Source organism: Kitasatospora sp. NPDC034035, from assembly GCF_055575755.1.
On record NZ_JBVISA010000003.1, the window covers coordinates 202,684 to 215,222 of the forward strand.

Consider the following 12,539-nt stretch of genomic DNA (forward strand, 5'->3'; position numbering starts at 1 on the left):
CGGGGTCCACCCAGGGCCGGGCGGCGGGTCCACCCAGGGCCGGGCGGCGGGTCCACCCAGGGCTGCTCGGCGGGGTCCACCCAGGGCCGGGCGGCGGGTCCACCCAGGGCTGCTCGGCGGGGTCCATCCAGGGCCGGGCGGCGGCGTTCGCGCAGGGCCGCTCGGCGGGGTCCATCCAGGGCCGGGCGGCGGCGTTCGCGCAGGGCCGCTCGGCGGGGCGAGCGGAACCGGTCGGCGGGGCGGCGCGTCGAAGGGCCATGACGAACCGCAGCACCGGAACCCGTCGTCCACCGCGCCGCCCGGCGGCGCTGCTCCTCGCCGCCGCGCTCGCCGCACCGCTGCTCGCCGGCTGTGGCAGCAGCGGGGCGGCCGCGCCCGCGGAGCTCAGGGCCTCGGCGCCCGCCAGCCGGCCCCCGGTCGACCCGGCCCAGCTGACCGCGACCGCGACCGCCACCGACGCCTTCGGCCTCGATCTCCTGCACACCCTCACCACGCGGCCCGACGACGCCGGCCGCAACCTCGTGGTCTCCCCGTCCGGCCTGGCCACCGTGCTCGCCATGCTGCTGCCCGGCACCCGGGGCACCACCGCCGACGAACTCGCCAAGGCCCTGCACACCGAGCTCACCCCGCAGCAGTACGCCCTCGCCATCGGTGCGCTGAACCGCCAGGCACCCTCCGGCAACGGGCTCACCCTGCGCCAGAGCGACGACCTCTGGGCCCAGCGGGGCCTCGCCGTCTCACCGGACTACCTGGCCACCCTCGCCGCCGCGTTCGACGCCGGCGTGCACCCCGCCGACTTCGCCAAGGATCCGGAGGGCTCCCGCAAGGCCGTCAACGCGGCCGTGGAGAAGGCCACCGAGGGCCGGATCAAGGACCTCTTCGCCCCGAACGCGATCACCGCGGACACCCGGCTGGTGCTCACCGACGCGCTCTACCTCAAGGCCAAGTGGGCCTCCGCGTTCAAGCCCTCGCAGACCGCCGACCGCCCGTTCCACAAGCTCGACGGTTCCGCCCCGGCCGTCCCCTCGATGAGTCAGACCGGCGGGTTCAAGTACGCCGACGGCTCCGGCGGGATCGTCGGCGAGCCCTGGCAGGCCGTCGAACTCCCGTACGCGGGCGGCGGGTTGGCGATGGACCTGATCGTCCCCGCGCAGGGCGGCTTCGCGGCCTTCACCAAGGGCCTGGACCAGCCCCAGCTCGACCGGATCCTCGGTGCCCTCGCCGAGCGGCACGTCGACCTGCAGCTTCCGCGCTTCCACTTCGACACGTCCAACGAGCTCACCTCCGCGCTGCGCTCGCTCGGCGTGAAGTCGCTCTTCGACGGGGCCGACCTCAGCGGCATCGCCAAGGATCCGCTCGCCGTCAGCACGGTGGTGCAGAAGGCCACCGTCGAGGTCGACGAGGACGGCACGGTCGCGGCGGCCGGCAGCGGCGTCGGGATCGCCGGAGCGGCCGCGCCGGCCCCGGACCAGCCCGTCCAACTGCACATCGACCGGCCGTTCCTGTTCCTGATCCGGGACACCCAGGGCGGGCGGCCGCTGTTCCTCGGCCAGGTCACCGATCCGCAGGCACGCTGAGGGACCCGTACCGGGGAGGGAACCCGCCAGGGAGGCGCCCCTACCAGGCCGGGTAGCGCCCGCCGAGCCCCGGGTGGAGCGGGTCGCGGCTGCCGAACAGCACCAGCAGGTCGTCCGCGACCTGCCGCAGCTCGGCCCGCCCCTCCACCGCCCCGGCCCACTCGGCGGGCAGTGCCGAGGCGCCGTACGCGGCCCCGACCAGGTTGCCGCAGACCGCGCCGGTCGAGTCGCTGTCCCCGGAGTGGTTCACCGACAGCAGCAGCGCGGTGCGCACCGGGTCGGGGTCGAGGGTGGCCGCCAGCAGCGAGTACACCGCGATGGCCAGGCACTCCTCGGCGATCCAGCCGAGCCCGACCCGCTCCACCGCCTCCGCCGCGGGCTCGGACTCCTGGGCGACCCGCACCGCCCGGGCCAGCGCCTGGACGGTCTCCTTGGAGCCCGGCAGCTCGCGGATCTGCTCCACGGTCTCGCCGACCGCCGCCCACGGCTCCGTCCCGTTCGCGAGCCGCTCGATCAGCGCCGCGAAGGCGCCCGCCGCGAGGTAGCCGGTCGGGTGCCCGTGGGTGAGCTGGGCGCACTGCACGGCCAGCCCGAAGGACTGCTCGACGCCCAGCCGGGCCAGCCCGAACGGCGCCGAGCGCATCACCGTGCCGCAGCCCTTGGAACCCGGGTTGATCGGCCCCGGCCGCCCGATCACGGACGGTGCCTCGAACACCGGGTGCTCGGACACCCCGCTCAGACAGGCGTTGCCCGGCGCCCGCCGCGCGTACAGGAAGGGCTGCCGCAGCAGCCAGCCGTCGTACGGGCGGGGCTGCGGCACGGTGTCCGGCGCGGGCTGGTACTGCGTCAGCAGCCAGCGCCGGTAGGCGCCGTGGACGGCCTCCGGCACCGAGCCTCCGCCGCCCGTCCAGCCGCGGACGAAACCGCGGATCAGGCCCTCGGCGGTGAACAGCGTCATCTGGGTGTCGTCGGTGACCTCGACCGGCCCGGGACCGCCCGGCAGGGAGGTCACGCCCGCCGGCCCGTAGTGGCCCTGGATCTGGTGGAGCTGCTGGAACTCCACCGGCCAGCCCAACGCATCGCCGATGGCCCCGCCGAGCAGCGCTCCGCGCACCCGGTCCCGATACCCCGACTCGGCAGCCGGCTCCGTCACGTCGAATCCCCCTTCGTTCGTGGCGGAATACGTTCTACCAGGTCTCGGTGCGGTGCTACCGACGGATCTCCCCGGCGCGCCCGTGCAGCGCGGCCCGGTCGGCGGCGGCCCGTCCGGCCGCCCAGCCCTTGCCGTCGCTGACCCGGACCCGCTGCGAGACCAGCTTCGGGAACAGTCGGCCGATCTCCTCGTCCACCGCCTCCGAGCGGGCGGCGAGCGCGGGCAGCAGCCGCTCGTCCGGCAGCAGCTGCTCCTCGGTGCCGTCCTCGCGCAGGTGCCGGCCGGCCGCGGCGGCGCTGGTGGTCCGCTCGGTGGCGGCGGTCAGCCGCTCGCGGATCCGCGCCGCGTACGCGACCAGGAAGGAGTGCCGGAACGCCTTGCTGCGCGAGTCCCGGCGGGAGCCCGCCTTGTTGAGCGCGTGGGTGGCCTGCACCAGCAGCGAGGTGTAGAGCAGCTCGACGCCGTCCAGGTCGCCGTCGAAGCCGACCACGGTGCAGAAGCCGAACTCCTTCGCCCACACCACCCGGCACCGGTTGGCCACCGCGACCGCGTCCAGCAGCATCGTCTTGGGGCCCTCGTACGGGTTGTCCACCCCGATCCGCAGCGCCGCCGGGGCGTCCCGGTCCGCACCGGCGGCCGCCAGCAGCGCCTCGTCGATGCTGTGCTGGGCCATCAGCTGCTGGGCCTTGGCGGTCAGCGCCTCGGCCTCCTCCGGGTACTCGGTGGACTCGGCCTTGGCCAGCAGCGCCCGGATCCGGGCCAGCATCCGCGGCTCGCCGGCCAAGGAACCGGGACGCTCCGACCCCGAGTGCCGCGGCCCCGACTGCCGCGACCCGACGTGCTGCGGCCGCACCGTCTGCCCGGGAGCCGGTCCCACCGGGGCGATCGGCGGCAGCCGGCCCCAGGTGCGCAGCAGCTCCAGGACGGCGGTGGCGAGCGCGAAGCGGTCCAGCCGGTGCCGCTGGGCGAACGCCCCCAGGTACTGCTCGTCGCCGGACCACCAGGCCTCGACCTCCAGCTCGCGCAGCTGCTCCTGCCAGCGCCGGTCGAGCGCCGCCGCGGGGTGGCGGCGGTCCTCGGCGGCGATCAGGTCCACCGCGAGGGCCAGGTGGACGGGCTTCAGCCCGCGCCGCACCACCCGCGCCAGGTCGGCCGGGCGCCACCCGGCGGACCAGCAGCGGCCGACGGCGGTGTCCGCGTACCCCAGCAGGGCCCGGCTGACCGCCGGCCACTGCCCGGCCGAGGCGGCCAGCAGCGACGCCCCGGTGTCCAGCGCGAGGTCCAGCCGCTCCTCGGGGGCCGTCAGCACCGCCCGCACCGCCTGCTCCAGTAGCGGCCCGGCGTCTCCGCCCTGCTGCGCGCCCTTGCCCACGGTGTGTCCCTGCTCTCCTCGACGGCCCTGTTCCTCCTGCCCATGATGCCGGAGCCCGCACCGACGACCGGGACGGACGACTGCGGAGGACGGCGGGGAGGGGCGGGGGAGCAGGCAGCGGCGCCCGGCCCCAGGACGGGACCGGGCGCCGGAGGAAACGGTTCGGCTCAGCGCTGGACGGCCTTGGCCAGGATCTCCGGGATGCGCTCCAGCAGCCGGGTGGCCGCCATCCGTACGCCGAGGACGGCGACCAGGGCGCCGTACAGCGGGCCGATCAGCAGGACCGGCCAGCTCGGCCCGTCCGAGGTCAGCGCCCAGCCGAGGTAGCCGCCGACCGGCAGGGCGAGCAGTGCGACGCCGAACATCGAGCCGAACGAGTTGAGCATGACCAGCCCGCTCTGGCCGGGGGCGGCATTGCGCATCGGGTTGTTGTCGGCGGGCATGGCGTACGGCACCAGCACGCTGAACATCGCGCCGAGCGCCACCCCGCAGCCGAGCAGTGCGAAGGCCAGGCCGAGCGCGGCCGGCAGGTCCGCCCACGTGCCGGTGACGCCCGCCAGTGCCAGCCCGAGCACCCCCGTCACCGGGATCGCGTAGGACAGCACCGCGTACGCCCGGCCGCGCAGCTCGTCGCGGGCGTCGGCCGGGGTGCGCAGGGTGGCGGCGACCATCCAGAACGCCGAGCCGTCCATGCCGAACAGGTTGAGCATCTGCAGTCCGAGGAACATCCCGGTCATCGCGAGCAGGTACACGCTCGCCCAGCCCTGGACCATCGACAGCACGCAGATCACCACCGTCATGCCGATGCTGGTGAACAGCGCGGCCTTGGCCCGCGGTTCGCGCCAGGCGTACCGCAGGTGGCGCTGCATCACCGCGCCGGCCCGGCCCTGGGGCAGGAAGCCCCAGCCGCGCGAGCGCTGCACCCCGCGCGCCACCTCCAGGGTGGAGGAGTCGGCGGTGACCATGAGTTCCTGCAGGCTGCCGCGCCACCAACGCAGCAGCAGCGCCAGCAGCACGCCGGCCGCGGCGAGCTGCAGCAGCGCGAGCCCGTACCGGCCCTCGGCGGCGGTGCGCGGCGCGTCGGCGGCGCTGATCGGCGGGATCCAGCGCAGCACGGAGGCGATCGGCTTCAGCGGACCGAGGTCGAGGTCGTCGCCGGGGCGACCGAAGACGCTCTGCGAACCGACGTTGGCGGCCTGGATCAGGAGCGCGAAGGCCAGCCCGCCGAAGATCGCGAAGTCCTTGCCGCGACGGCTGGAGAGCATCCGGGCGTTGCCGGCCGCGACCGCCCGGGAGAGCGTGACCAGGCAGAGCACCGCGAGCGGCACGCCGACCACGGCGACCGCGGCCGAGGCCCCGCCGCCGGCGCCGGCCAGTACCGCGCCGGTCACCAGCACCAGGTTGATCAGCGGCCCGGGCCCGATCAGCGCGGCCAGCAGCGAGCCGCGCAGCAGCGGGCCGGGCCGCAGCGGCAGCATGGTGAGCCGGGTCGGGTCGGCGCTCTCGTCGCTGGAGAACAGGAAGAGCGGCAGCGCGGCCCAGCCCAGGGTCAGCACGCCGAGCAGCATCACGCCGGCGTCCCCGGAGCCCGCGAAGCGCCCGTTCAGCGCGGCCAGGGCGACGGCGATGCCACCCGCGAAGGCCAGGCCCACGACGCCGCCGATCACGAAGACGGCGGTTCGGCCGGGGCTGCGCCGCAGCCCGTTGCGCAGCAGCCGCAGCTTGAGCGCGACCAGGGCGCGGACCACCGTCCGCCCGTCGGGGACGGGGGTGCGGACGGCGGCGGTGCTCACTGGGTGCCCCCGAGCCAGCCGAGCGCCTGCCCGTCGTCCTCGCGGACGCCGATCAGGTCGAGGAAGGCCTCGTGCAGGCTGCGCCCGCCCCGCACCGAGTCCAGCGGGCCCTGGGCGATCACCCGGCCCGCGTTGACCACCGCGACCCAGTCGCAGAGCTGCTCGACCAGCTCCATCACGTGGCTGGAGAAGACGACCGTGGAACCGGCCGCCGCGTACCGCTTGAGCACGCCGCGGATGGTCTGGGCGGAGACCGGGTCGACGCCCTCGAAGGGCTCGTCCAGGAACAGCACGTCGGGGTTGTGCAGCAGCGCGGCGGCCAGGCCGATCTTCTTGCGCATGCCGGTGGAGTAGTCGGCGACCAGCTTGTCGGCGTCCCGGCCGAGGTCCAGGACGGTCAGCAGGTCCTCGGCGCGGCGGTCCACCTCGGCGCCGGGCAGGCCGCGCAGCCGCCCGGTGTACTGCAGCAGTTCGCGTCCGCTGAGCCGCTCGAACATCCGCAGGCCCTCGGGCAGGATGCCGATCCGCGCCTTGACCGTGACCGGGTCCGCCCACACGTCGGTGCCGTGCACCAGGACGGTGCCCTGGTCGGGCCGCAGCAGTCCGGTGACCATCGACAGCGTGGTGGTCTTGCCGGCGCCGTTCGGGCCGACCAAGCCGATGAACGAGCCCGCCGGCAGTTCCAGGCTCAGCCCGGCCACGGCGGCCTGGGTGCCGAAGTGCTTCCACAGCCCTCGGATGCTGACGGCGGACGGGGTGCCCGGTTCGGGGTGGTCGGAGGAGGGCGGTGATGACGCCTGCATGGCGGCCTTCTCTGCTCGTGGTGGCCGGAGTTCGTGGTGGCCGGACTCCCGGGGTTCAGCCTGGCACTGCCCGAACGGGCTGTCGCCCGAGTTGAGGATTCCCTGAGCGTGTCCGCCGAACAGGTGAGCCGCGCCGCCCTGAATCCCATTCCCGACGTCTACTGGGCCGAATCGGCAACTACTCAGTTCCCCTGTTCGTCCTGCACTATGAGGACCAGTGAGGGTGCGCGGGGGTGCCGCGGTACCGGGAGGTGGCGGATGTCCGTTCAACCGTGGGGCGAACCCGGTCCCGGCCACAAGCACGGCCAGGGCCGCCAGCAGGGCTACGGGCAGGGCTACGGCCACGGGCAGGGCTACGGCCACCGGCCGGTCGTTGGCTGGCAGCAGGCCCCGTCCCCGCAGGCGCCGTCCCCGCAGGCCGCGATGCGGGCGGGCCACGCGGACCGCGACCGGACGGTCGACGTGCTGAAGGCCGCGTTCGCCGAGGGCCGGCTCTCCGTCGAGGAGTACGAGCAGCGCCACGAGGCCGTGGTCGCGGCGCAGACCTACGGCCAGCTGGCCGCGCTGGTGGCCGACCTGCCGGCCGGCCCGATGGTGACGCCGGCCACGGTCGCCACACCGGTTCCGGCCACATTCCTGCCCGCCCCGCCCCCGCCCCCGCAGGCCCGCCCCACCAACGTGCTGGCGGTGGTGTCCCTGGTGTGCGGCCTGACCGGCTTTCTGGCGCTGCCGGTGCTGCCCGCGGTGATCACCGGCCACATCGCCCGGTCCCAGATCCGCGACCGCAACATGGACGGTGACTGGGCGGCCGTCCTCGGCCTGGTCCTCGGCTACATGGGCACCGCGTTCTGGGCCCTGCTGGTCCTCGCCGGCATCGCCTAGGGTCGGCCGACCGGTGCGGCGGCGTGGTGGCGCTGCGCTCCGTCACGTGGCTCTCCGTCGCTGCGCTCCGTCGGCGCGTGGGTGGCACATAGCGGACGACTGTGGTAGAGCGGGTGGAGGTGGCCCGACACCGGGCGGTCACGTGCGGGACACCCGCGTGACGCTCGGCCGAAGGCGGCGACCTGCGGCGTTGCATTTGTTTTGACCGAGCCCCATGCGCTAGGTACGCTCTGACCTTGTGCCTGGGGTGTCCCCGGGTCCTTGTGCGTGCATGCACACCGGTCGCCGCGCCGAGCCGGAGCGTCTTACAGCGCCCCGCGCGTAGAGCGCCGTCGCTGTACATCAGCCATGGGATTCCGTGTCGGAAAAGCCCAACACACCCGACCGCGTGGGTCGACCACGGGGTTGTGTGCGAGGGAGACACCGCAGGTTAGTTCCACCAAGCCTTGGCACACAGAAAACGGAGAAACGGTGCCTACGATCCAGCAGCTGGTCCGAAAGGGCCGGCAGGACAAGGTCGAGAAGAACAAGACTCCCGCGCTGAAGGGTTCCCCGCAGCGCCGTGGGGTCTGCACGCGTGTGTACACGACCACCCCGAAGAAGCCGAACTCGGCGCTTCGTAAGGTCGCCCGTGTGCGCCTCACCAGCGGGATCGAGGTCACCGCTTACATTCCGGGCGAGGGCCACAACCTGCAGGAGCACTCCATCGTGCTGGTGCGCGGTGGTCGTGTGAAGGACCTTCCTGGTGTCCGCTACAAGATCATCCGCGGTTCGCTTGACACCCAGGGTGTCAAGAACCGCAAGCAGGCTCGCAGCCGCTACGGCGCCAAGAAGGAGAAGTAAGAATGCCTCGTAAGGGCCCCGCCCCGAAGCGCCCGGTCATCATCGACCCGGTTTACGGCTCCCCGGTCGTCACCCAGCTGGTCAACAAGATCCTGCTGCACGGCAAGCGCTCCACCGCCGAGCGGATCGTCTACGGCGCCCTCGAGGGCGTTCGTGAGAAGACCGGCGCCGACCCGGTCGTCGCGCTGAAGCGCGCGCTGGAGAACGTGAAGCCGGCCCTCGAGGTCAAGTCCCGCCGTGTCGGTGGCGCGACCTACCAGGTTCCGGTCGAGGTCCGCCCGGGCCGCGCCAGCACCCTGGCGCTGCGCTGGATGGTCGGTTACTCCCGCGCCCGTCGCGAGAAGACCATGACCGAGCGTCTGATGAACGAGATCCTCGACGCCAGCAACGGTCTGGGCGCTTCCGTGAAGCGTCGCGAGGACACCCACAAGATGGCCGAGTCCAACAAGGCCTTCGCGCACTACCGCTGGTAGTCCCTACCCCGTCACTAGACAGAGAGAGAACGAGCCACCATGGCTGCAACCTCCCTTGACCTCGCCAAGGTCCGCAACATCGGGATCATGGCGCACATCGACGCGGGCAAGACCACCACCACCGAGCGGATCCTGTTCTACACCGGTGTGTCGTACAAGATCGGTGAGGTCCACGATGGCGCTGCCACCATGGACTGGATGGAGCAGGAGCAGGAGCGCGGCATCACGATCACGTCGGCCGCGACGACCTGTCACTGGACCGTCGACGATGCCGATCACACCATCAACATCATCGACACCCCGGGTCACGTCGACTTCACCGTCGAGGTGGAGCGTTCGCTGCGCGTCCTCGACGGTGCCGTGACGGTGTTCGACGGTGTTGCCGGTGTCGAGCCCCAGTCCGAGACCGTGTGGCGGCAGGCTGACCGCTACGGCGTTCCGCGCATCTGCTTCATCAACAAGCTGGACCGCACGGGCGCGAACTTCTTCTTCTGCGTCAAGACCATCGTGGACCGCCTCGGCGCGACCCCGCTGGTCATGCAGCTCCCGATCGGTGCCGAGTCGGACTTCCAGGGCGTTGTCGACCTGGTCCGCATGAAGGCGCTGGTCTGGTCCGCCGAGGCCGCCAAGGGCGAGATGTACGACGTCGTCGACATCCCGGCCGACCTGGTGGACCAGGCGAACGAGTACCGCGAGATGCTCCTGGACGAGGTGTCGAACGTCAGCGATGACGTGATGATGCTCGCCATGGAGGGCGAGGACGTCCCCGAGGAGCTCCTCTACGAGGCGATCCGCAAGGGCACCCTCGAGTCGGCCTTCACGCCGATCTTCTGTGGCACCGCGTTCAAGAACAAGGGTGTTCAGCCCCTGCTCGACGCCGTCGTCAAGTACCTGCCGTCGCCGCTGGACATCGAGTCCATCGAGGGCACGAAGCCGAACGACCCGGAGACCAAGATCTCCCGCAAGGCTTCGGACGACGAGCCGCTGGCCGCGCTGGCGTTCAAGATCATGTCCGACCCGCACCTGGGCAAGCTCACCTTCGTCCGGATCTACTCCGGCCGCCTGGAGTCCGGCACCTCGGTGCTGAACGCCGTGAAGGGCAAGAAGGAGCGCATCGGCAAGATCTACCGCATGCACGCCAACAAGCGTGAGGAGATCGAGTCGGTGGGCGCCGGCGACATCGTCGCCGTCATGGGCCTGAAGCAGACCACCACCGGTGAGACGCTGGCCGACGAGAAGAACCCGGTCATCCTGGAGTCCATGGACTTCCCGGCCCCGGTTATCCGCGTCGCCATCGAGCCCAAGTCCAAGGGTGACCAGGAGAAGCTGGGTGTTGCCATCCAGCGTCTCGCCGAGGAGGACCCGTCCTTCCAGGTCAACACGGACGAGGAGACCGGCCAGACCATCATCGCGGGTATGGGCGAGCTGCACCTCGAGGTGCTGGTCGACCGTATGAAGCGTGAGTTCAAGGTCGAGGCCAACGTCGGCAAGCCGCAGGTCGCGTACCGCGAGACGATCCGTGCGGCCGTCGAGCGCATCGACTACACCCACAAGAAGCAGACCGGTGGTTCCGGTCAGTTCGCCAAGGTGCAGATCGCGATCGAGCCGCTCGAGAAGGCCGAGGGCTACGAGTTCGTCAACATGGTCACCGGTGGCCGCGTCCCGCGGGAGTACATCCCGTCGGTCGACGCCGGTTGCCAGGAGGCCATGGAGTTCGGTGTTCTCGCCGGCTACCCGCTGCAGGGTGTCCGCGTGAAGCTGCTCGACGGTCAGTCGCACGACGTCGACTCCTCCGAGCTGGCGTTCAAGATCGCCGGTTCGATGGCCTTCAAGGAAGGCGCGAGGAAGGCCAAGCCGGTCATCCTCGAGCCGATGATGGCCGTCGAGGTCACCACGCCCGAGGACTACATGGGCGACGTGATCGGTGACATCAACTCTCGCCGTGGCCAGATCCGGTCCATGGACGAGCGTCACGGTGCCCGCGTCGTCTCGGCGCTGGTGCCCCTCTCCGAGATGTTCGGCTACGTCGGTGACCTGCGCAGCAAGACCTCTGGTCGCGCGAGCTACTCGATGCAGTTCGACTCGTACGCCGAGGTCCCCAAGGCCGTGGCTGAGGAGATCATCGCCAAGTCCAAGGGTGAGTGACATCCCGATATTCGGGATGATTCCGACCCCTTAGGCTATTAGGAGGCGACCCGGGAGGATCCGGACGGATTCTCCCGGGGCCTCCGGCCCCCACCCCGCGGGACGGCGCGCGGTGCCTACGGCACCCGGGCCCAATCCCGACCAAGACCAACTGACGTCAGCACGGCGTACAGAACTGTCCTCAGGAGGACTGCAGTGGCGAAGGCGAAGTTCGAGCGGACGAAGCCCCACGTCAACATCGGCACCATCGGTCACATTGACCACGGTAAGACGACCCTTACCGCGGCCATCACCAAGGTGCTGCACGACGCGTACCCGGAGATCAACCCCTTCACGCCGTTCGACCAGATCGACAAGGCGCCGGAGGAGCGGCAGCGCGGTATCACCATCTCGATCGCGCACGTCGAGTACCAGACCGAGGCGCGTCACTACGCCCACGTCGACTGCCCGGGTCACGCGGACTACATCAAGAACATGATCACCGGTGCGGCCCAGATGGACGGTGCGATCCTCGTCGTCGCCGCCACCGACGGCCCGATGCCGCAGACCAAGGAGCACGTCCTCCTGGCCCGCCAGGTCGGCGTCCCCTACATCGTCGTCGCCCTGAACAAGGCCGACATGGTGGACGACGAGGAGATCCTGGAGCTCGTCGAGCTCGAGGTCCGTGAGCTCCTCTCCGAGTACGAGTTCCCGGGCGACGACCTGCCGGTCGTCCGCGTCTCCGCGCTGAAGGCGCTGGAGGGCGACAAGGAGTGGGGCGAGAAGCTCCTCGGCCTGATGCACGCCGTCGACGAGAGCATCCCGACCCCGGCCCGCGCCGTGGACCAGCCGTTCCTGATGCCGATCGAGGACGTCTTCACGATCACCGGTCGTGGCACCGTCGTCACCGGTCGTATCGAGCGTGGCATCCTCAAGGTCAACGAGACTGTCGACATCATCGGCATCAAGGAGACCAAGACCACCACCACGGTCACCGGCATCGAGATGTTCCGCAAGCTGCTCGACGAGGGCCAGGCCGGTGAGAACGTCGGTCTGCTGCTCCGTGGCATCAAGCGCGAGGACGTCGAGCGCGGCCAGGTCATCATCAAGCCGGGTTCGGTCACGCCGCACACCGACTTCGAGGCCCAGTCCTACATCCTGTCGAAGGACGAGGGTGGCCGTCACACCCCCTTCTTCAACAACTACCGCCCGCAGTTCTACTTCCGTACCACGGACGTGACCGGCGTCGTGACCCTCCCCGAGGGCACCGAGATGGTCATGCCGGGCGACAACACCGCCATGACGGTCGCGCTGATCCAGCCGATCGCCATGGAGGAGGGCCTGAAGTTCGCCATCCGTGAGGGTGGCCGCACCGTCGGCGCCGGCCAGGTCACCAAGATCATCAAGTAATTGATGCTCTGACCTGCCTGCCTCGTACAGGCTGAGTCTGCCGAAGGGCCCCGCGCACCGCACGGTGCGCGGGGCCCTTCGACGTTTCACGGGCACCTCACCGGAGCGC

At 71.3% G+C, this 12,539-nt stretch carries 10 protein-coding genes; 6 read left to right on the plus strand and 4 right to left on the minus strand.

Annotated features, from left to right (window positions below):
- Nucleotides 1–257: 257 nt before the first annotated feature.
- A complete protein-coding gene (locus ACZ52J_RS05800; protein ID WP_465616146.1) occupies nt 258–1,577 on the plus strand; it encodes a serpin family protein in 1,320 nt (439 codons plus the stop codon).
- A gap of 40 nt (nt 1,578–1,617) precedes the next feature.
- On the opposite strand, the gene ACZ52J_RS05805 is transcribed toward ACZ52J_RS05800, so the two are convergent.
- The 4 genes from ACZ52J_RS05805 to ACZ52J_RS05820 form a co-directional block, all read right to left on the minus strand.
- Nucleotides 1,618–2,730: an ADP-ribosylglycohydrolase family protein gene (locus ACZ52J_RS05805; RefSeq protein WP_465616147.1), complete on the minus strand. Its 1,113-nt coding sequence runs from the start codon at nt 2,728–2,730 to the stop codon at nt 1,618–1,620.
- Between the two features lie 55 nt (nt 2,731–2,785).
- Nucleotides 2,786–4,102 carry a DUF2786 domain-containing protein gene (locus tag ACZ52J_RS05810; RefSeq protein ID WP_465616149.1) on the minus strand — a complete coding sequence of 439 codons (1,317 nt, stop codon included), beginning with the start codon at nt 4,100–4,102 and terminating at the stop codon, nt 2,786–2,788.
- A 167-nt stretch (nt 4,103–4,269) separates the two neighbouring features.
- Nucleotides 4,270–5,895 carry a transporter gene (locus ACZ52J_RS05815; protein ID WP_465616151.1) on the minus strand — a complete coding sequence of 542 codons (1,626 nt, stop codon included), beginning with the start codon at nt 5,893–5,895 and terminating at the stop codon, nt 4,270–4,272.
- A complete protein-coding gene (locus ACZ52J_RS05820; RefSeq protein ID WP_465616153.1) occupies nt 5,892–6,698 on the minus strand; it encodes an ABC transporter ATP-binding protein in 807 nt (268 codons plus the stop codon). Before ACZ52J_RS05820 ends, ACZ52J_RS05815 begins: the two co-directional genes overlap by 4 nt.
- Before the next feature lie 258 nt (nt 6,699–6,956).
- Between ACZ52J_RS05820 and ACZ52J_RS05825 the strand changes: the two genes are divergently transcribed.
- From ACZ52J_RS05825 to tuf, 5 genes are all read left to right on the plus strand, one after another.
- Nucleotides 6,957–7,580: a DUF1707 and DUF4190 domain-containing protein gene (locus tag ACZ52J_RS05825; protein ID WP_465616155.1), complete on the plus strand. Its 624-nt coding sequence runs from the start codon at nt 6,957–6,959 to the stop codon at nt 7,578–7,580.
- A 471-nt stretch (nt 7,581–8,051) separates the two neighbouring features.
- Nucleotides 8,052–8,423 (plus strand): 30S ribosomal protein S12, encoded by a 372-nt coding sequence (gene rpsL, locus ACZ52J_RS05830; protein WP_014144289.1) that lies wholly within the window; start codon nt 8,052–8,054, stop codon nt 8,421–8,423.
- 2 nt (nt 8,424–8,425) lie between these two features.
- On the plus strand, nt 8,426–8,896 hold the full coding sequence (gene rpsG, locus ACZ52J_RS05835; protein ID WP_188306747.1) for a 30S ribosomal protein S7: 471 nt from the start codon (nt 8,426–8,428) through the stop codon (nt 8,894–8,896).
- Nucleotides 8,897–8,935: 39 nt separating this feature from the next.
- Nucleotides 8,936–11,041: an elongation factor G gene (gene fusA, locus ACZ52J_RS05840; protein WP_360494962.1), complete on the plus strand. Its 2,106-nt coding sequence runs from the start codon at nt 8,936–8,938 to the stop codon at nt 11,039–11,041.
- A gap of 195 nt (nt 11,042–11,236) precedes the next feature.
- Complete coding sequence (gene tuf, locus ACZ52J_RS05845; protein WP_031063092.1) at nt 11,237–12,430, plus strand: elongation factor Tu; 1,194 nt, start codon at nt 11,237–11,239, stop codon at nt 12,428–12,430.
- Nucleotides 12,431–12,539 lie beyond the last annotated feature (109 nt).